Source organism: Helicobacter pylori SA37A (genome assembly GCF_000476015.1).
GTDB classification, from domain to species: Bacteria; Campylobacterota; Campylobacteria; order Campylobacterales; family Helicobacteraceae; genus Helicobacter; species Helicobacter pylori_DB.
This window is the reverse complement of record NZ_CBOO010000011.1, coordinates 20,829-40,783: the sequence shown is the minus strand read 5'-3', so window position 1 is coordinate 40,783 and position 19,955 is coordinate 20,829. Positions and strand designations below refer to the sequence as shown.

The following is a 19,955-nucleotide window of genomic DNA, read 5'->3' as shown; positions in this document are numbered from 1 at the left end:
AAATTCGTTCAAGTTCTTATAGTCTTGATTCATAACGCCTTAACATATAAAGACGCTTTAAGACTTTCTTTTTAGCGCTGATTTTTTGTTTTTTGCGTTTTTCGGTTTTAGACTCAAAGAACCTTCTAGCACGGCATTCTGTTACCACCAAATTGCGATCGGTTTGCTTTTTGAATCTCCTATAAGCTTCATCAAACGCATCGCCTTCTCTAACCTTAATCCCTGGCATACTGCTATCACCTCTTTTCCATAGCTTAAAATCATTGCTTAACAATGGCTACAAATGAAACAGCATTATATAAGACGAATTAACTGGTTGTCAAGAATTTTCACTTTTTTCTGGCAATTTTGTTAATAAGGTTATAAGGATCAAAGGCAACCGTCATATACACTTGGTAAGATTCTGACCAAGGCAAGCTCCTATCAAAGCCCCCACGCATCGCATTAAGCACGAAGTTGATGCGGACCGATGCGAAGTCGTTTTTCCAATTGTAATAAAAATCAAAACGATTATACATGTTGGCTTGAAAGAATGGCACGCCACGATAAATAGGCGTGGGGCAATACGAAGGCGTGCAATACATTTCAACATACTGGTATTGGTTATAAAAAGGCATCTCTGGGGTCTTGGCGAAGAAAAATAAATTGTGGATGCCAAAGCCTTTGTATTGGATCTCCACATCCAATTGCCCGCCCACGCTGTTCATAAAAGGCACATTGTTGTGAATTTGCCTTAATCGGCTTGATTCAGAAACCATGCCAAAACTGGCGTTGAGTTTTTCCATAAAGGGGGCGATGTCTAAAAGGCTTGTCCCTATGTAAGCATTAAAGTAGAGGCGATCCATAAGATAAATATTATTGTTGTCAATCGCTTTTTTTTCATTAAACTGCATGCCATCAGCGCCATTTAAAAGGTATTTGTCTTCGTTATGGAACAAGACAAAATACCCTCCAATACCCAATAAATCCTTAAAGAAATTATAAGCGACAGAGCCGTTCATTTGAAACCTGTCCATTGCGTTCCCATAAGGGTTTCTCCCGAATTTACAAGTGTTGTAACAATTGCCTCCAAACCAATCTAGCATAAACTCCGCATGCCCATAATAGGGTTTTGAAGGCGAATAATGGTTTTGAAATTGCAATAAAAACCCTCTAGCGTTGGGATCTATAAACCAATAATAAGGGGCAAAAATATTCAAACCATACCTCCCTAAGAGGTTTTTCCTAGGGAAAATCCCTCCATAAAAAGTAAAACGTTTTCCCCTAGCCTTATAATACATAGTAGGCCCCCAACGGTAGGGAAAATTGGTGCTGTAGTTATGGAAGTTTTGAAAAAAATACGCCCCCACAGTCAAGCTTTGCTCCACACCTCTTGTATAAAATTGGATCCCAAAATTTGGAGTCAAACGGGTTTTAAGATTGGTGTTAGTATTAACCCAATAAGGCGTTGAGCCTTCATGGTCCATGATAAACATATTGAAACCCAGATTGTATTTAAAAATATTCCAATCAAAAGCGTAAGAATTAACCGCTAATAAACAGATTAAAAAAGAATGTTTTAAAAAGGTGTTTATTGCCACTTGTTACCCCTATGTCATCATCATTTTTGATAAAAAAGCTTATCTTGTAACAAATGGGTATTCTAGCACATCTAAAAATATTTTTCTTTAGATTTAATATAAAATGGCGTTTATTTCATGTTAGAATAACCGTCATGATATTACTACACACTAACTAAAAAAGGAAATTTTAATGGAATTAGGAAATAAAAATATAAAACCCGGTCGCAAGCGTGTCGCTGTAGATGAGTTGAAACGCAATTTTTCAGTTACCTTTTATCTCTCTAAAGACGAGCATGATGTTCTAAGACGATTAGCGGATGAAGAAGTAGAAAGCGTCAATTCCTTTGTCAAACGCCACATTTTAAAAACAATCATTTACAAAAAAGGCGCTAACCAAGATCCTTCTATTAATTGTGATTCTTCTAGTAGGCTTTAAGCCTACTTTAAGGTATTCGCTCTTTAAGAGCAACACCCGCTAGAGCATTTAGTCTTAATCCCTACCGATGAGCGATCCATCAAGCAAAACCCTTTCCCCTCTAAATAGCGTTTCGCATCAAACCCTGCCACAAACAAGCCTCCAGCAAATAACGCCAAGTCTTTAACCACTAGCCTTCCAGCCCCAGAAAGCCATGGGAAATGCTGATTGACAAACACTTCTGGCGTTGTGAATAAAAAAGATAGAGTCGTGATCGTCATTCCAGCGACAAGCAAGCCCCCAATCACGCCCATTAAAGGCATCCAAAGCCCTAAAAGCACCAAAATACCTAGGATCATAATCGTGATCCCTAAACCTTCAGCCACTAAATAAGTGCGGTTTTCTTTATGCCATTCTTTGTTTTCAACGATTTTAGGGTCATCTTGCATTTCTTCTTGCATGGATTGGGATTCAGACATTTTGTGTTGTTTGTATGCGGGCTTTTCAAATTTATACATGAAAGAAAAGAAAGGGGAATTAGCCACAAAAGGAGCGATCCCTTCGGCTTCATACGGCACAAACTTAAGCCCTCCAATCCAAATAAAAATGATGAAAATAGCTATATGCATCAAATAGCCGCCTAAATTTTGAAGTTTTGTAATCACTTCAAGCAATGATTTTAACGCTTGCATGGTTTTATTCCTTTAGGATATTTTTTATATTGCTAAAAACAACTCGCAAATGATAGCGCATTATGTTTAATTACGACAAAATCATTTTGATTACTACTATAAGAAATAATGATCAAAAACACCCATTTTCAAAAACACTGCCCAAAACGCTCATGCCAATATAACGAACGATTCCTTTATAAAAAATTTCATCATTTTTTAAAGAAAGCTCTAAAGATTCGTTGCTTTTAGGGATGAGAGTGGCTTTTTTAGGCGTGTTATAAAAAATGCGCGCGGCGATAAAAACCGCTGCCATGCCTGTCCCGCAAGCTAGCGTGAAATCTTCAACCCCCCTTTCATAAGTTTGTAAAAAAATCGTCTCTTTATTTTCTATAAAAGCGATGTTAATATTAGCGTTAAACTCATGCCTTAAAGCCCTTAATTCCAGCGTGTTGAGGGAATTTAACCCCTCTTTATTTTTTACAAATCCCACCAAATGCGGCACTCCTGTATCTATGAGATAGAAAGTAAGGATATTTTCTAAAACGCTGTCGCTTGAAAAAAATTTTTTGCATCTTAAGGCGGGTATGGTGTCTAGGATTTTGTAGTTACCGAGATTGCTCTCTATGATATTGGGTTCTTCTATGCGAATAGAAATCTCTCTTTTCCCGGCTAAAAAAACATGCTCTTTAGGGGCTATAGCATGTTGGTAAGCAAATAACCCCACGCAACGGCTCGCATTACCGCACATGCCAGCTTTAGAGCCGTCTGAATTGTAAAAATCCCATTCGTAGTTATAATCCTTACTTGGTAAGACGACTACAAGCCCATCAGCCCCAAAACCCTCATGCCTATGGCACACCTGTTTGGCTAAATTGGAAAAATCTTTTTTTTTAAAACTTTGCGTGATTAAAAAATCATTCCCGCTCCCTGAATACTTGTAAAACACCATCTGTAAAAGCCTTTTTGATTTTAATTATAAGTTAAAAGAGGTTTTTTATCCTTAAAAGAGCGTTTTTTAGCTAACATTTGATAATTTTTGGTTCAGTTTAATGGGGATAATTTCATGAAAGCTCAGTATTTCTTTTGGATTCTTTTTTTGATTGGTTTTTATTGGATGATCTATCTGTATCAAGATTTTTTAATGGATGTGCTGATTGCTGGGCTTTTGTGCGTGGGGTTTTTTCAAGTGAAAGTTTTTTTAGATAAGCGTTTTTTCAATGTTGTCAGTTCGTTTTTATGCGTTTTAATTTTAGCGAGCGTTTTGATCGTGCCGTTATATTTTATTGTTTATAAAAGTTCTAATATCATTTTTGAAATCAATTTTGAAAAATTTTCAGCCCTAATCAAATGGCTTAAGGGGACAATCACCGAAAATTTGTCGCATTTTCCTGCCATTCATGATGGGGTTAGCAAGTTTTTAGAAAATTTTAGCGCCGCTTCCATCACGGGCTATTTGTTGAAAGTAAGCAGCTATGTGGGAAGATACAGCTTGAAACTCATTACAGACGCTTTGTTTATCTTGGGGCTGTTGTTTTTCTTTTTTTATTATGGGGAGAGATTTTATCGTTATTTTTTAGGGGTCTTGCCTCTTGGAATCAATCAAAGCAAAAAGATTTTTGAAGAAGTGGCTGGGATTTTACGCATCGTGCTTTTAACTTCTCTCATCACGGTTATTTTAGAGGGCGTGGCGTTTGGGGTGATGATCGTATGGTTTGGGCATGACGGCTGGTCTTTAGGGATTTTATACGGCCTGGCGTCTTTGGTGCCGGCTGTTGGGGGGGCTTTGATTTGGATCCCTATAGCGATTTATGAGCTTTATCATGGGCATGTGAATGAGGCTATTTTTATCGCTCTATATTCCATTTTATTGATTAGCGTGTTGATTGATAGCGTGATCAAGCCAATTTTAATCGTCTTCATCAAAAAAAGAATCTTTAAAACCACCCTTAAAATCAATGAAATATTGATTTTCTTTTCTATGATTGCTGGGATTTCTCAATTTGGTTTTTGGGGGATTATTGTAGGGCCTACTATCACGGCGTTTTTTATTGCGTTACTGCGATTGTATGAAAATTACTTTATCCAAAACGATCAAAAAGCATGCGAATGATATAAGCCCTATGACTCACAACGAAATTTTTAAAAATGATATATAAGAGTGAGAAATAACCATTCTTATGAAGAATTTTCAAACACCTCATTCAATGCGAACGCAAATTTAAACCCATATCTTATAGATAGATGCAAATTTTATTTTTTATAACGAATGAGAGGGTAGGAGCAGTTTTTGCATAAGAGTTCTAACGCTTCGCCCTTTAAAAAATGGGTTTTGATGGCCATAGCTTTTTGACTCTTTAAAACATCTTTTAAGGGCGTATGGTTTAAATCGCCAAGGTTGATATTAGCTTGCGTGTCCATGCAGCACGGCACGACAACGCCATTAGATAAAATAGCGATTTGCTTGATTAGGCCGTAACAATAGGGGATCTTTGATTCTTGGTTTAAAGGATTTGGAGCGTTCAAACTCGGCCATTTAAAGGTCTTTTGGATATTTAAAAAACTTTTTTTAAACAAACGAGCGCGGCCTTGCGATTTTAGAGTCTCTAAAGAAACGCATTCAAAGCTTTCTAAAAAAGGCTTGATCAAATTCTGGTGTTTTTCAAGGGTGCTATCTTGAATGCGTAAATTCAAAAACACTTCGCTATTTTTTTCACATTTGTAGCGGCAAAATTCTAAAATTTTTTGGATGTAGCGGTGCTGGTTGAGTTTGTTGTGATGGTCTAGCCCTGCGTCTAAAGAAATAGAGATTTGATAGATCACATCTTGTAAAAGCGTCTCAAAGTCGCACCAATACGCCCCGCTAGTAACCAAATCCACTTTCAAAGAAAAGCGTCTAGCGGCGCTTAAATAGTGGTTTAAATTTTTGAGCTTGCAAGGATCGCCTAAGACATGCAGGGTGATAATTGGGGTTAAGGGGGCCACTTCTTTGCAAACTTTTTCAAATAATTCTAAAGGCATCACGCCTCTGATATTTTTAGGGTTAGGGCAAAAACTGCATTGCAACCCGCAAATATCGCTTAATTCTATATAGATCTTTTTAAAAGGTTTCTTGTTGGGTGTCAATTCTTATGAGAAAATAGTAACGAAGAGAACTAGACATTGAAGCGAAAATGCAACACATCGCCATCTTGAACGATATAATCCTTACCTTCAATGCGTAACGCTCCCTTTTCTTTCGCCCCGGCTTCGCCCTTATAAGCGATAAAATCGTCATAACTGATGGTTTCAGCTCTAATAAAGCCTTTTTCAAAATCCTTATGGATCACCCCAGCAGCCACAGGCGCGCTAGAGCCTTTTTTAATCGTCCATGATCGCACTTCCTTGACTCCAGCGGTAAAATAATTGATCAAGCCTAACTCCTTAAAACTCAAACGAATGGTTTTTTCTAGCCCGCTTTCTTCTACGCCCAAACTTTGCAAAAATTCTTTGACTTCATCTCCACTCATAGAAACCATTTCTTCTTCCAATTTAGCGCACAAGGCAACAAACTCGCTATTTTGATCTTTGGCATAATTTTGGACTTTTTTGGCATGCTCACTGAGGGCGTTTAAATCTTCTTCGCCCACATTAGCAACATAGATCATTTTTTTATGAGATAAAAAACGCAATTCCTTGTCCAATTCTAAAAAAGCCTCGCTTGTATTCAAGGGAAAAGTTTTCGCCGGCTTTAATTCTTCTAAATGCGTTTTTAAACTCAAAGCGCATTCTAAAAGATTTTTAGCGTCTTTTGAGCTTTTTAAGGCTTTTTGCAAGCGATCGATCCTTTTGTCTAAAGTGGCAATATCCGCTAAAATCAACTCCAATTCAATGGTCTCTATATCATTTAGGGGGTCAATTTTATCGTTCACATGCGTGATATTGTCATCTTCAAAACAGCGCACCACTTGCAAGATCACTTCGCATTCCTTGATATTGGCTAAAAACTGATTGCCTAAACCCTCCCCCTTGCTCGCTCCCTTAATCAATCCGGCAATATCCACAAATTCCACCACAGAATGCAAAATGCGTTCAGGCTTTACGATTTGAGCCAACGCATCAAGCCGCCTATCAGGCACATTCACGATGGCTTTATTGGGTTCAATGGTGCAAAAAGGGTAGTTCGCACTTTGGGCGTTTTGGGTTTTAGTGAGCGCGTTAAAGGTGCTGGATTTGCCCACATTAGGCAAACCCACAATGCCTACAGACAAGCCCATTTCAAGCCTTTTTCAAAAACTCTTCCACAAAAGCTGTGCAAGCTCTCACTCCAGCCCCACTCGCTCCAAAGCTATTCACATCCCATTCTTTTTCCACATAAGCAGGGCCTGCAATGTCAATGTGTAGCCATTTGTCTTTAAAATCATCTCTAATAAATTCATTTAAAAACAAGCCCGCCGTGATCGCACCGCCATAGCGTGAAGAAGAAATATTGCACACATCAGCGATTTTAGATTCAATCAATTTCTTTAAATGGCGGTTAAAGGGGAGTTTGGCTAATAATTCACCGGATTCTAACCCTGAAGTTTCAAAGAGGTTTTTCAATTCTTCATTATGCCCCATGATCGCTGAAGTGAATTCGCCTAAGCCTACAACGCATGCCCCAGTAAGGGTCGCAAAATCCACGATCACATCAGGGTTCAAGTCTTGAGCGTAGCTCAAACAATCCGCTAAAACCAAACGCCCTTCAGCGTCGGTATTACGGACCTCTATGCTCTTGCCTTCTTTGGAGATTAAAATATCATCTGGTTTATAGGCAGCTGGGCCTATCATGTTTTCTGTAGCCCCAATAATGCCATGCACTTCAGCCTCCACGCCTAGTTTGGCTAATGCGTTTAAAAGCCCGATCACCGCAGATCCACCGCCTTTATCCGCTTTCATGGTAACCATGTAATCGGCCGGTTTCAAGCTCAACCCTCCGCAATCATAAGTCAAGCCCTTACCCACTAAAGCGATTTTTTTCTTCGCTTTTTTGGGTTTATAGACTAAATGGATCAAGCGAGGAGGATTGACGCTAAGAGAGGCTTTATTGACCGCTAAAAAGGCGTTCATTTTCTTTTCTTCTAAAAATTTTTCATCATGAACATGGATTTCTAAATGGTTTTCTTTAGCCACTTTTTGCGCCACTTCAGCCATATAAACCGGGGTGCCAATCATAGGGGGGGTATTGACTAGATCCCTAACGATATTCAAGCTTTCTGTCATGATTTCAGCGTATTTTAAAGCTTCTTTAGCGCTCTTTTCTAAAGAATTCGCGCAAGTTTTTTCGCAAGGTTTGTGCAATTCTAAAGCGACAATGGCTTCTTTTAAAACGCTTTCTTTTTTGTTGGATTTAAAAGTGTCGTATTCATACAAGCCCAATTTTAAGCCCAAAAACAACGCTTTCAAGTTTTCTAAAAGCGCGTTATCTTTAGTATGCGTTCCGCAAGTATAAACGCCCACTTTAACGCTTTTAAAAGCGAGTTTTTTAAGGGTGCGAACGGCCAAACATGCGCTCTCTCTCAATAAATGCACATCATCTTCTTTAACGCCCACATACAGGATTTTATTTTCTTGGTCTAAAAATACGCCTTCGCCTTCGTATTTAAAGGTTTCTAGCAATTCTTTATTTTTGACCCAAGCATGATCAAAATCCTTATTGACAATAAAAACTAAACTGCATTCAGCTTTTGCGTTTTCAAAAGTGGTTTTTTCTAATTTGATTTTTAACATAAAGTCTCCTTTTTTAATTTCATATCTTTCAAGAATTGTATTGCACTCTAGCGGTTTTTCTTACTATAGTATTGGAAATACCATAGAACCAACGCCAAGAAAGATACTAATAGTAATATTAGCGCATAAGGGTGTTTTTTAAGCCACCCTAACGCATGCAATAACTCTTCTCCTAAATACCACGCTAGAATAATGGTAATGCTCGCCCACACCATCGCGCTAATGAGGTTGATGATAGCGAATTTTAAAGCGCTATAGCGTGTTAAACCGATGCTAATAGGAATGATAGTGCGCATGCCATACATGTAGCGTTGGATGAAAATGATAAACCAACCGTGTTTTTGCAACAATAAATGGGCTAGGGCTAGTTTTCGGCGTTGTTTTTCTAGCTTTTTTTGGATGTAAGCTTTATTGGTGCGGCCGATGTAAAAATAGATTTGATCCCCCACAAAACCCCCAATCCCTGCGACTAAAATAGCTAACCCTAAATGCATATGACCGGTATAGCTAGCGATCCCGGCTAAAATGAGTCCGATCTCGCCTTCTAAAATGCTCCACCCAAATAAAATAAGATACCCCCAAGTCGCTACATGCTGATCCCATAAGTTAATGATGTATTCTTCCAAAACTCACCCTTTTAGCACTCTAACAAACAAAAAGTTTTCACTCGTTCTTCTAAAAGTTGGAGGCCCGGTAATTCTTTTAAGCCTATCAAAAAGCATGCTTCTATGCATTCAGCTTGTAAGGCTTTGATAAGTTCAAGGCTCGCTAAAGCCGTGCCTCCAGTGGCTAATAAATCATCAATTAACACCACCCTTATCCCCTTAACCCCCCTAAAAGCGTCAGAGTGGATTTCTATACTATCGTTCCCGTATTCTAGGCTGTAGCTTTGAGACAGGGTGTGTGCGGGGAGTTTGCCCTTTTTCCTCACAGGCACAAAACCCACCCCAAGCGCATAAGCGAGAGCCGATCCTAAAATAAACCCTCTCGCTTCAATACCCACGATAAAATCCACATTGAGAGGGGCGTAGCGCTTTTTGAGCGCATCAATAAGTTTGTTAAAAAGTTTAGGGTAATTGAGTAGTGTGGTAATATCTTTAAACAAAATCCCTTTTTTGGGGTAATCTTTCACTTCTCTGATGTTTTGTAAAAGTTCTTGTTTGAGCGTTTCATTCATTTGAATATCCTTATAAGTATAACTGATTGGTTGTAGAATTTTGATTTATTATAGCGTTTTTAAAGGAGAGCTTCTATTTTTTGCTCCAATTCTTTAATACGATTTTTATATTTATCCGATTCGCCTTTGTATTCAGAGTTGCGCTGTTTAAGGGCTTTTAGTTCTGTTTTTAACGAACTCATTTCTTGGGTGAGAATATCAATATTACCCAAAGCTCTTTGGAGTTGCAATTGGTGTTTTTGGATCAAAATTTCAGCTTCTTGTAAGGTGAGTTTCATGGAGGCATTGGTGCGTTCTTGCCGTTTAGCCACGGTTTTAAAAAAGAAAGTACGCACACCCATATAAAGGATAAAAACAATAGCGATAGTGAGAATAAACCATTGGGTAAACATTCTATTAAAATATCCTTTTAGCGAAACGATGTAATTATACTACATTAGGTTGATGATTTCAGCGATTCATCTAGCTTTTGGATGCGCAACACATGGCGGCCTTGTTCAAATTCTGTAGAGAAAAACGCTTCTAAAATGCTTTCTGTTACGCCGATACCGCTAATCTTTTCGCCCAAGCACAAGACATTGGCGTTATTGTGCAAGCGAGTCATTTTAGCCATGTAAGCATCAAGGCACAAAGCGGCTCTAATACCTTTAAAGCGATTAGCACCCATGCTCATGCCTATCCCTGTAGCGCACACTAAAATGCCATAGCTTTGTGCATTTTCTAAAACCTTTTGGCACACTAATTTGGCGTAATCAGGGTAATCCACCCTTGTAGTGGGTAAAAAAGCTTGGATCTTAAAACGCTTGTCTTCTAAAAAATGTTTAACAAATTCTGCAAGATGCAACCCTGCATGATCGCTTCCTATAAAAACTTGAGCAATATTCAAAGGCTTATTCATCAGCCCTCCTTGATAAAAGATTAAGAAAGGAGTAAGGAAAATAAAAATCTTGTGGGCGCATGGATAAAAAACTCCGATAAAGGGGGGATAAATAAAAAGACAAACACTACCAACATGCCGTAGCGTTCCATTTTAGAAAACCATTCTAATAGAAACGCGCTTTTAAAATGCAACGCCAAAAAGCCTAACGCTTTGGAGCCGTCTAAAGGCGGGATAGGGAGGCTATTGAAAACGCCTAAGACAAGATTATAAAGAATGCCTTGAATGAGAAAGGTTACTAAAGCGAGCTGATAAAGATTCAATTCATCAATGCTTAAAGCGTTGATCCCTAGTTTTTGGAAACTCCAATGCGTGATGGAAGCGAGCAGAACGGCCAAGGTGAAATTATAAGCCACCCCGGCTAAACTCACCACTACGCATGCTAGAGAGCCTTTTTGAGAGACAATGTAGCGCATATCCACAGGCACGGGTTTAGCCCACCCAAACAAAAAAGGGGCTTGAAAAATGAGTAATAAAGCCGGTAAAAGCACCGAACCCATCATGTCTAAATGCCTGATAGGGTTTAAACTCAAACGATTAGCGTCTTTAGCGCTCCTATCCCCGAATAAAAACGCGCTCAAACCATGCATGATCTCATGCCCTATGATAGCGATTAAAAGGGCTAGGATTTTCATTAAGGTGGTAATAAAACTTTCTAAAGAGAAATCAAAAAATTGCACAAAAAACCTTAATGCGTTGCGTTTTCTTTTTTAATGATTTTTTCTAAGCCTTCAACGCTTTTAAACATGCGTTCCCAACGCACCAGATAGCGTTTTTTAGGGTTATTTTCTGCATCCATTTCCAGGCTATTTTTTAAACTCAAACTGAAATAAACAAACCAAGGCGAACCCACGATATTTTTATAAGCCACACTCCCCCAAAAGCGCGAGTCGCTAGAATTATCCCTGTTATCGCCGATCATGAAAAATTCATCGTCATTGATTTTTTTATAAAACACCTTTTCGCCCTCCATTTGAATGAGTTGCATGCTGATATTAGCTTCCGCACCTTGAGTGGCTAACTGCTCCATTAAATGGAAGGTTTCATTGTCTTTTTGGTAATGGATACCCGGATGCTTACTTTTATAAGGGTTTAAAACAAAAATTTTACCCATAAATTCTTTAGTCATAGCATCTGGGTAATGTTTAGCGATGTAAGTTTTGTCCGTGCCGCTCTCAAAAGGGTGCAAATAAAACCCCTCACTAGTGAATAACACCTCATCGCCCCCAATAGCAAAATTCCTTTTGACATAGTAAGATTTTTTTTCATGGGGAGGGATAAACACCACCACTTCGCCGCGCTTGGGGCGATCCCCCTCTATCAAATGCCCGTTATTTTTAAAATCAGGCATAACAGGAAGCTCAATCCATGGGATTTTAGGAATGGGTATGCCGTAAGAAAATTTTTTGACAAAGAGCATATCGCCCTCATAGAGCGTGCCAACCATAGAGCGAGAGGGAATGATAAAGGCTTGCGCGATAAAAAAGATAACCAACAGCACGATAATAATCGTCCCCACCCAACTGGAGCAAAATGCATAAACAGAGCGTAAAAATTTCATTTAAAATCCCTTCCTTTGTTGTTTTTCAAAAGCGATTAGAGTGTTTTCTAAAAGCGAGACAATCGTCATAGGCCCCACGCCTTTAGGCACAGGGGTGATAAAACCGGCAACTTTTTGTGCATTTGTGAAATCCACATCGCCCACGATACGCCCATCGTTCAAATGATTGATCCCAATATCCACCACTACAGCCCCTTTTTTTAACATGCTCGCTTTAATCAAATCAGGCTTGCCCACGCCCACGCAGACAATATCAGCATTTTTGGTGTAAAAACTAATGTCTTTAGTCAAAATATGGCACACGCTCACGCTAGCCCCAGCGTTTAGCATGAGCATGCTTAAAGGTTTGCCAATGATATTGCTCGCCCCAATAATCGCCACATCCTTACCCTTGATCTCAATATGATAATGCTCTAAAAGCCGCATCACGCCCATGGGGGTGGCTGGCAGAAACGATTCTTTTTGAGTGCAGAGCTTGCCGATATTAAGGGGGTGGAAACCATCCACATCTTTGTTTGGGTCAATGGCTTCTAAAATCATTTTAGAATCAATGTGTCTGGGCAAAGGGAGCTGGACTAAAACCCCTGAAATGTTTTGATCAGTATTGTAATCTTTAATCAAGGACAGCAATTCAGCTTCGGTAATGTTCTTCTTGAGGGTTTTCAAATCAAAATCCATGCCCACCCTTTCGCATGCTTTGATCTTCATATTGACATAAGTGATACTAGCGGGGTCTTTTCCTACTAAAATCACGGCCAATTTGGGGCGTTTGTGCGTTTGTGTATGGATTATTTGGATTTTATGTTTCAAATCTTTTTCTATATCATAAGCTAACGCTTGCCCGTCTAATAAAACAACGCCCCTATTTGGCATGCCCATTTATCCTTTATATAATTAAAATCCTACTATTGTAGCAAAAATCATGCGTTTAATGGAATTAAAAAACTCCCTTTAGCTTGTCAATCTTTAAGATTAGCCCCATGATAGAGCAAGTAATAACTAAGGGCTTTCAAAGATTCTAATTGCTGGTAAAACTTGGAAGCTTCTATTTTGTCGTTTTGTTTATCCTCTAGCTCTTTAGGGTTTTCATTCAAATACCTTAACCCTGAACTCGGGTTATAAAAATAATCTTTGGTGGCGATCGCTTCATAGCCTAGCGCGTAATTGGGGTGGCTTGGAGGGTTTGTTGTGTTGTTAGAAAATAAAGGCTTTCCAAAACTCACGAATTGAAAACCTTTAGGAGCGACTAATTCAACAATCGTAGGGGCGATGTCTAAATGCGATCCGACTTGACTGATTTTTTTAGGCTTTAAAGTGGGGGCATATAAAATAAGCGGCACGGATTTAATGATATACAAATCGTTTTTAGCGTATTCATAGCTCCTGTCAAAATGATCTCCTGTGATGATAAAAAGCGAGTTGGGGAATTTTTGGCTGGCTTTTTTGATGAAATCAACCACCACTTTGTCATACCAGTAAATATGCCCTAAAGAATTAGCGTCCGGTAAATTTTCTGATTTGGGGGTTTTTTCCACAAATTGTTGGATTTTTTCTAAAGGCACGCCAAAGGCTTTGAGATTCACGTTTTTGATCGCATGGTTGCTTAAAGTCATGACCATGCTGAAAGTTTTTTCATGGGGGTTGGTGTTTTCTAAAATATAGTCAAATAGAATATTATCATGCACTCCCCAGTTGCTCTCTATGGGTTTGGGGTAGGGCTTGTTTTTAACAAATTCTAAGAGATGATTGTTAAAATAAAGGGCGTGAAAACCTTGTTTTTTGGTGAAATTGGTTAATTTATTCCAAATCCCGCTGCCTCCATAATAAAAGTTGTTTTTATAACCTAAAGTCTTCATGATATTGCCAATCGCCATAGGAAAGCTAGGGAGGATCACCCCTGAATTGACTAAGTTATTATCATTGATATAGGGCAAGCCTGTGATCTGAACATCTAAGCTTTTAACGGTTCGTGGGGCGCTTTCAATAAAAGCAGAAAGCATGTGAGCATGCTCTTTTTTAACCAAATCTTGTAAAGCGCTCGTTAGCCCTATGGAATCAAATTTTTTATCAAAATGCCATGAGCTTAGGGACTCTGAAACGATATAAAAAACATGCTGAATGGTTTGAAGAGAATTGTTGTGGCTTGTTTGAGAAAGCAACTCATAGAGGTTGTTTGAAGGGTTTTCTTTAAGATTGAAATAATTTTTCGCCACTTCTAAAGGCGTTTCTTTAGCAAAATCGCTGAATTTAAGGTTATGGCTTTGTCTGTAATTGCGCGCCAAAAGATAAAGATTGCGAAACGCCCCGGGGGTGATTTTCATTAAAAAAGGATCTTTGGCTGGCTCTATGCTGAGATCTAAAGACGCGCCAACAAAGCTCAATTGCGCGTTAATGTAAAACATTTGCGTGAGCGAAAAAAGAATGAATAAAATGAAAGTTTTAAGGGGTTTGGTGTGGGTGGCTTGATACACATTTTTGGGTTTAAAAAGGGCGTTTTGGAGTTTGAAATAGATAAAAGAGGTTAAAACGCTAAGGATTATAAAGAGTGAAAAACTAGAAAAAATAGGGTATTCCCCACTCATTTTTAAAATCGTGAGCGTGTCTTCATGCAAAAATTCCAATAAATTTTCATCAAACACATTCCCATAAATGCCATAATAAACAATGTTTGCAATGTTTAAAAACAGGATAATAGCGATAGAAAAATACGCCACAATATTAAGCATTTTGGTTTGGTGTTTAGGGGCAAATAACCCCAATAACCCGATGATGATAAAAAGAATCGCCAAGCTTGAGACCACACGATTATCGTATCTGGCTCCATTGAATAGGGTTTTGATGATTTCATCAAAAACAGGGTTTTTTAAAGCATGCTTATAATAGCCTGTATAAAGGATAAAGCCGATACGATTAAACACAAACAACAAGCTCATAAAAAAGGTGAAATAAAAACCTTTTAAAAAGAGCGAAAAAGGGGCATGGGATAGGGATTTCATAAGCGTTAATACAACCTTTTTTTAACAAGAGATAAAGTCTTAAAAAAGACAAAAAGAAGCAAGGGGAAATCCAATAAAGAATCTAAGATTTGAAAATTAGAACGCATTAAAAGCGAACTGGATAACGCTACTAAAGCGATCACGCCCAATAAGGGGCTGCTCAAAAACAAACTGCCACAAAAAAGCGCGCTAAAAATCAGAGAAGCCATGAAATGATGGTAGATTGAAAAAGGCAAAAACCCTAAAATATCTGTCAAAAGCAACAGATTGAAAAACAGCATGACGCTATAAGATTGCAAGGTTTCTAAAGGGGGCTTTTGGAGGAGACGGCAAGAAAAGAGTGCATAAGCAAGGATCAAAAGACAGCTAAAGGGGCTTAAGGGGGCTGTAAAACTGCTTAAAAATTCATTGAGCGATAGAGAATCTTTAAAAGCGATATTGCTTAAAATCACGCTTATTAAAGAGAGCGAAAACCTCAAACTTAACGCCTTATTTTTGAAAAAAAAGAAAATTAAAAAAAACCATACAAAACTCAGCGTGTAAGAAGAATACATAAGCATCATTAATCACTTGAGAAGGGATTTTAAATAAGCCATATTAAAACGGATGTGTTTGATATGAGAGCGGTTGTAGGTATAGACAATATCTATAAAATGAGAATTAATACTATAGCTTGGGTAACTCACTTCATTGGCTTTGTCTAAAATTTTTAAGGTTTTAAACGAGTTGGAGTTTTCCAATTTAGAAAGCCAAAGTTCTTTACGACGCAAAGATAAATCGCTAGGGTTGTGGATCAAAAACAATTCTTTGTTTAAATTGATCAAATTCAAAGCGTCATTCAAGTTTTTCAAATTCGTAAGTATGGGTTTTTGCCAAATAGTAGGGGTTTTACAGGTTTCTAGCATGAGACTATCTTTAAAAGAATGGTTCCTAAACGCCATGATGGCGCAATCTTTAAAGGGGGTTAGGCTTGGCTGGAGCTGGTGGTTTAGGGCATTAGGTCTTAAAAGCTCTCTTGGGTTATTTTGTTGGTCAAATTTCAACAACAAGGGGTATTGGGTGGCTAATTCATGATAGAGCGGTAGCATAAAACCGCCATCAGTTGTGTTTAAAGGCTTATTTTTTATCAAATGGCTTAAGTTTAAAAAAGGGCTTAAAGAGAGTTTTCGTGCAAACTTAAAATGAATCGGCTCTAAAGCGCTTTCAAGTTGATAGATTTTAGAAGTGGCCCATCCACCCATGCTCACCCCTACGACAAATAACAAAATTTTATCGTCATGCAAAAAAAGCAAGGGGTTACCCAGTTTTTTGATGTATTCATGCGAATGATGAGAAAGATCTTCTTTGGTTAAAATAGTGAAGGCTTTGCTCCAGCGATTAGTTTTGCTGTCAAAAAGATTCGCGCTGATTTTCACATCCCTTGCCCCTTCTTTAGTGCCGCTAAAATAAGCGCTCAAGAGGTTATCATTAGGCAAGCTGATTAAAGAGCTCGCATGCACGCTTAAAGCGTCATTTGGTTTAGGGATAGTGAGTTGCGTGAAATAGGGGGGGCTTTGAGTAACAAGGGTTTGATTGTGCGTGAAAGCATAGGGGGGGGTTTGGCGCTTCATTGCAATTAAAAATAAAACAATAAAAAGCCCCACAAAAAAGGCGGCATGTTTTAGGCGATTTCTTGAAGGTTCCAAGATAGCGTTTCGCCCCCTCTTAAGATAGCAATTTTTTCATTCAAGCAAAGCGTGTGTGTAGGGACTATAAAGGGTTTTTTAGACAGATGCACTTTTTTATTAGGCAAATTGTCTAGCGCATAGATTTTTTTAGCGTTATCGCTGATAAAGGCTTGCAAGTTTTCTAAAGCGTTGTGTTTTTCAAAAAGTTCACATAACGCAGGCAATAAAATAGGGGCAGAAAAGATGCCCGCCGGGATGCTAGCGCTATGCTTTTTAGAGATAAAATGTGGGGCGCTATCAGATCCAAAAGAGATTTTAGGGTGGGCTTTTAAAGCAAGGGATAAAAGCCTTTCTTGGTCTTTTTTGGTTTTGATTAAAGGTTTGCAAAAACAATGCGGGTCCAAATTCTCCCCTAATAAGTCATCTAAAGTCATGCTGATATGGTGTAAGGTCAAAGTCGCATAGAGGTTGGCATGCTTTTCAATCAAAGCGATACTGCGCCAATCGCTCAAATGCTCTATAATGATTTTGAGTTTAGGGAATGAAAGGGCGAAAGTTTCTAAAACGCTATGGCATAAAAATTCTTTATCCAAACAAAACCCAGCTTGTTCTGCATGGATGCATAAAATAAAGCCTAATTTTTGGGCGTTTTCTAAAACCTCTAAAGTCTTTTCACCCAACAAATCCGAAGTGCCGTTTTGCGCGTTTGTGGTCATGCCTTTGGGGTAGAGTTTTAAAAATTTAATGCCTTTTTCGTGAGCGCGTTGCAATTCTTCTAAAGTCAAGTCGTCATTGAAATACAAACTCATTAAAGGCTTGAAGTTTGAAGAATGGTTTAAAATTTCTTCTTCATATTCTAGGGTGGTTGGAGTGTCAATCAAGGGCTTACTGAGGTTTGGCATGATCACCGCCGCGCTAAAAGGCTCGCTAGAATATCTTAATACCGCTTTTAAAAGAGCGTTTTCTCGCACATGCAAGTGGGCATCTATGGGGTCAAAAAGCGTGATTTCCATTTTTTAATTGCCCCCTAAGAAATAACGCACTCTAATGCGGATTAAAGTCTTAGTTTTAGGGCGTGGGTAATCTTTATAAGCGATTTGAATGGTTTTTAAGGTGTTGTCATCAAGCATTTTATACTCAGAGCCAACAATGATTTTAAGATCGGTAATATCGCCATTAGGATGCAAGTAAAATTCTACCGCATTCGTCCCATCTTGCCCTAAATAAGCGGCTACTTGAGGGTATTCTAAATATTTTTGCGTGATGCGCCCAATATCCCTTAAATTATTCCTAATGAAATCTTTTTCGGCTGTGCCTAGATCCCCAAATTCTTCGCCATACAATTCATCAATATCCCTTTTAGTTTGATTGTCTAAGCCCTTATTGTTTTCTTGTCTGGGTGGTGCAACTTCTTTAGGCAAGAAAGAAAGCTGGTTAGGGTCAAATTCTTTTTTAGCCGGTTTTTTCTCTTCCACTTTTTTATGCTCTACTTTTTGTTCCACCACCTTTTTCTCTTCTTTTTTCTCCTCTGCTACTTTTTTCTCTTCCACTTTTTCCACTTTTTTAAGCGCCTTGTGTTTGTGATTGGGCTTTTTGGGTTCTGGTTTGGGTTTAGGCTTTGGCTCAGGTTTGGGTTTAGGTTTTTCTATAGGTTTTGGCGGAGTTGGGGGTGTTGGTGGAGTGGGGGGTGTGGGTGGCGTTGGGGGTCTTTGGGGGCCAGCCAGCGTGGGTTTAGGAGCGCCCGGGTTGTTTTTACTGGGATCTTGCGAATGGCCTCTTTTTAAAACCAATAAATTTTCAGGATTTAATTTAACGAGCTTGGGTTTTGAAGGAAAAAAATCTTCTCTGTGTTCAAATAAAAAATAAATCAACCAGTGTAACAATACAGACAGAATGAGAGAAAAGAAAAAATTCCTGTTAGAATGATCCACAGGGTCAAAATTTTTCCCTAATTTAGCAGGTTGTAGTTTAGAATTTTCCGGCATATAAATTTCCTAATTTTGAATTCTTTATATTATTTTCAGCTTCTTTAATCAGTTCTTCTTTAGATGTTTTTGGGCTTATTTTGTCTAAAAGCAGGCCGTATTTGTCGCTTAGTAAGACCAAGTAACGCTCCTTATTGGTTTCTATTGAGATGATTTTATGGTTCGCACCAACACGACCCAAAACACTAATTTCTAACTTAAAATCTTTTGCAGAAAAAGACCCTTGTGTGGGAACAACTTTTTTTTTGATTACATACAATATTAAAAGTAGGGCAGCAATAACCGCTAACCCCTTGTAAGCATGGCTTAAATCCAGTGGGGGTTTTAACTCTAGAGCGTTTGATGGGTTTTTGGCTCGCTCTTTTTCATCTTGGCTTGCGAGATTGGCATGCTGAGATTTTTCTTTCAGGCTAGGCGGTGGGGCTAAATGAAAACCTTTAGGCAAAAAAAGAAAGCGGAGTTGTTTTTTATCCTTGCTGTTTGAAGCTTGGATTTCTAATTCCGCTTTAGCTTTTTTAGACAAGAGGTAGATGTCATTTTGGTAGGAAAACATTTCTAAGGCATTCAAAGAGGCTTCTTTAAAATCCATCATTTTTTTAGAATCCAATTGAACATTTTTTAAAACGATCACTTTTTGCCCTTCAACTTCCATGATTTTAGGCGTTTTGTTAAAAGGCGTTTCAAAAGTGAGCGTGGTTTGCACGGCCTTTATAGGTGGCGTTGCCGGAGCGTTTGAATCGGGTTGGACTTCTTTTAGTGCATTTTGCCAATGAACCAGTTTAATGGGGGCGTCATCGCTTAGAGGTATTTTTTCTTCAGCCAGTAACATCAAAGTAGCGCTCAATAACAAGAATAACAATCTCATGAATTTTTAGCGAGATAATACACAATGGCGTTAGAATCAAGGATTTCATTCAAACGAATGGCTAAATTCCTTTCAAAAACCATCACCTCACCCTTACCGATAACCCGCCCGTTCACAAAAGTATCCACGCTTTCTCCGGCGGGCTTTTGCAAATCAATCACAGAGCCTTTTTCAAAACGCAAGATTTGCAATAAAGGGATTTGCGTGGAGCCAAGTTCCGCGCTAAAAACAATCTCCATGTCCAAAAGATTTTTATAATCGCAAATGAGTTCTTCTAAATAAGTGGAAAGCTCTAGTTCTCTTTCTTTATTCGCTTTCTCTTTTTCTTTTTCGGCTATTTTTAACTTATTAGCTTCTGTTTCTAGCATAAA

The 19,955-nt window shown here is 38.5% G+C and carries 23 protein-coding genes; 2 read left to right on the top strand and 21 right to left on the bottom strand.

The annotated features are described in order from the left end of the window. Window positions 1–16: 16 nt before the first annotated feature. Together rpsU and QT76_RS06205 are read right to left on the bottom strand one after the other, a co-directional pair. Complete coding sequence (gene rpsU, locus QT76_RS06210) at window positions 17–229, bottom strand: 30S ribosomal protein S21 (protein ID WP_001117778.1); 213 nt, start codon at window positions 227–229, stop codon at window positions 17–19. Window positions 230–329: 100 nt separating this feature from the next. After that, window positions 330–1,580, bottom strand: coding sequence for a hypothetical protein (locus QT76_RS06205; RefSeq protein WP_033617043.1), 1,251 nt, complete (start codon window positions 1,578–1,580; stop codon window positions 330–332). A gap of 172 nt (window positions 1,581–1,752) precedes the next feature. On the opposite strand from QT76_RS06205, the gene QT76_RS06200 reads away from it, so the two are divergent. Next, window positions 1,753–1,998, top strand: a complete 246-nt coding sequence (locus QT76_RS06200; RefSeq protein ID WP_001922310.1) for a ribbon-helix-helix domain-containing protein — start codon at window positions 1,753–1,755, stop codon at window positions 1,996–1,998. A gap of 23 nt (window positions 1,999–2,021) precedes the next feature. On the opposite strand, the gene QT76_RS06195 is transcribed toward QT76_RS06200, so the two are convergent. Together QT76_RS06195 and dapF are read right to left on the bottom strand one after the other, a co-directional pair. Then, the gene (locus QT76_RS06195) at window positions 2,022–2,669 is read right to left on the bottom strand and encodes a YkgB family protein (RefSeq protein WP_001148296.1); all 648 of its coding nucleotides are present in this window, start codon (window positions 2,667–2,669) and stop codon (window positions 2,022–2,024) included. Window positions 2,670–2,781: 112 nt separating this feature from the next. Continuing rightward, window positions 2,782–3,600, bottom strand: coding sequence for a diaminopimelate epimerase (gene dapF / locus QT76_RS06190; protein ID WP_033617042.1), 819 nt, complete (start codon window positions 3,598–3,600; stop codon window positions 2,782–2,784). A gap of 114 nt (window positions 3,601–3,714) precedes the next feature. Between dapF and QT76_RS06185 the strand changes: the two genes are divergently transcribed. After that, on the top strand, window positions 3,715–4,761 hold the full coding sequence (locus QT76_RS06185; RefSeq protein ID WP_033617041.1) for an AI-2E family transporter: 1,047 nt from the start codon (window positions 3,715–3,717) through the stop codon (window positions 4,759–4,761). 140 nt (window positions 4,762–4,901) lie between these two features. Here QT76_RS06185 and QT76_RS06180 read toward each other — a convergent pair whose 3' ends face one another. The 17 genes from QT76_RS06180 to fliN all read right to left on the bottom strand — a co-directional run bounded on the left by QT76_RS06180 (window position 4,902) and on the right by fliN (window position 19,952). Next, complete coding sequence (locus QT76_RS06180) at window positions 4,902–5,774, bottom strand: radical SAM/SPASM domain-containing protein (RefSeq protein WP_033617039.1); 873 nt, start codon at window positions 5,772–5,774, stop codon at window positions 4,902–4,904. Between the two features lie 29 nt (window positions 5,775–5,803). Next, window positions 5,804–6,904, bottom strand: coding sequence for a redox-regulated ATPase YchF (gene ychF, locus QT76_RS06175; protein ID WP_033617038.1), 1,101 nt, complete (start codon window positions 6,902–6,904; stop codon window positions 5,804–5,806). A 1-nt stretch (window position 6,905) separates the two neighbouring features. Beyond that, complete coding sequence (locus QT76_RS06170) at window positions 6,906–8,396, bottom strand: leucyl aminopeptidase (RefSeq protein ID WP_033617037.1); 1,491 nt, start codon at window positions 8,394–8,396, stop codon at window positions 6,906–6,908. A gap of 47 nt (window positions 8,397–8,443) precedes the next feature. Next, the gene (locus QT76_RS06165; protein WP_033617036.1) at window positions 8,444–9,022 is read right to left on the bottom strand and encodes a DedA family protein; all 579 of its coding nucleotides are present in this window, start codon (window positions 9,020–9,022) and stop codon (window positions 8,444–8,446) included. 11 nt (window positions 9,023–9,033) lie between these two features. Next, window positions 9,034–9,573, bottom strand: a complete 540-nt coding sequence (gene apt, locus QT76_RS06160) for an adenine phosphoribosyltransferase (RefSeq protein ID WP_033617035.1) — start codon at window positions 9,571–9,573, stop codon at window positions 9,034–9,036. Window positions 9,574–9,632: 59 nt separating this feature from the next. Then, window positions 9,633–9,965: a hypothetical protein gene (locus QT76_RS06155; protein WP_000495094.1), complete on the bottom strand. Its 333-nt coding sequence runs from the start codon at window positions 9,963–9,965 to the stop codon at window positions 9,633–9,635. A gap of 44 nt (window positions 9,966–10,009) precedes the next feature. Next, a complete protein-coding gene (gene rpiB / locus QT76_RS06150) occupies window positions 10,010–10,471 on the bottom strand; it encodes a ribose 5-phosphate isomerase B (protein ID WP_001039812.1) in 462 nt (153 codons plus the stop codon). Window positions 10,472–10,491: 20 nt separating this feature from the next. After that, window positions 10,492–11,190, bottom strand: coding sequence for a site-2 protease family protein (locus tag QT76_RS06145; protein ID WP_033617034.1), 699 nt, complete (start codon window positions 11,188–11,190; stop codon window positions 10,492–10,494). Window positions 11,191–11,198: 8 nt separating this feature from the next. After that, window positions 11,199–12,071: a signal peptidase I gene (gene lepB / locus QT76_RS06140; protein WP_033617033.1), complete on the bottom strand. Its 873-nt coding sequence runs from the start codon at window positions 12,069–12,071 to the stop codon at window positions 11,199–11,201. After that, a complete protein-coding gene (gene folD, locus QT76_RS06135; protein WP_195741870.1) occupies window positions 12,072–12,944 on the bottom strand; it encodes a bifunctional methylenetetrahydrofolate dehydrogenase/methenyltetrahydrofolate cyclohydrolase FolD in 873 nt (290 codons plus the stop codon). A gap of 86 nt (window positions 12,945–13,030) precedes the next feature. Further along, complete coding sequence (locus QT76_RS06130) at window positions 13,031–15,067, bottom strand: LTA synthase family protein (protein WP_033617031.1); 2,037 nt, start codon at window positions 15,065–15,067, stop codon at window positions 13,031–13,033. A gap of 5 nt (window positions 15,068–15,072) precedes the next feature. Then, entirely contained in the window at window positions 15,073–15,627 is a 555-nt protein-coding gene (locus QT76_RS06125) for a 3-deoxy-d-manno-octulosonic acid hydrolase subunit 1 (RefSeq protein WP_033617062.1), read from the bottom strand. A gap of 6 nt (window positions 15,628–15,633) precedes the next feature. Then, window positions 15,634–16,752 carry a 3-deoxy-d-manno-octulosonic acid hydrolase subunit 2 gene (locus tag QT76_RS06120; RefSeq protein WP_033617030.1) on the bottom strand — a complete coding sequence of 373 codons (1,119 nt, stop codon included), beginning with the start codon at window positions 16,750–16,752 and terminating at the stop codon, window positions 15,634–15,636. Then, on the bottom strand, window positions 16,728–17,747 hold the full coding sequence (pyrC, locus tag QT76_RS06115; protein WP_033617029.1) for a dihydroorotase: 1,020 nt from the start codon (window positions 17,745–17,747) through the stop codon (window positions 16,728–16,730). Before pyrC ends, QT76_RS06120 begins: the two co-directional genes overlap by 25 nt. 3 nt (window positions 17,748–17,750) lie before the next feature. Then, complete coding sequence (locus tag QT76_RS06110) at window positions 17,751–18,719, bottom strand: energy transducer TonB (protein ID WP_033617028.1); 969 nt, start codon at window positions 18,717–18,719, stop codon at window positions 17,751–17,753. After that, window positions 18,703–19,584, bottom strand: coding sequence for a hypothetical protein (locus QT76_RS06105; protein ID WP_033617027.1), 882 nt, complete (start codon window positions 19,582–19,584; stop codon window positions 18,703–18,705). Before QT76_RS06105 ends, QT76_RS06110 begins: the two co-directional genes overlap by 17 nt. Next, window positions 19,581–19,952 (bottom strand): flagellar motor switch protein FliN, encoded by a 372-nt coding sequence (gene fliN / locus QT76_RS06100; RefSeq protein ID WP_000894324.1) that lies wholly within the window; start codon window positions 19,950–19,952, stop codon window positions 19,581–19,583. Before fliN ends, QT76_RS06105 begins: the two co-directional genes overlap by 4 nt. Window positions 19,953–19,955: the final 3 nt, after the last annotated feature.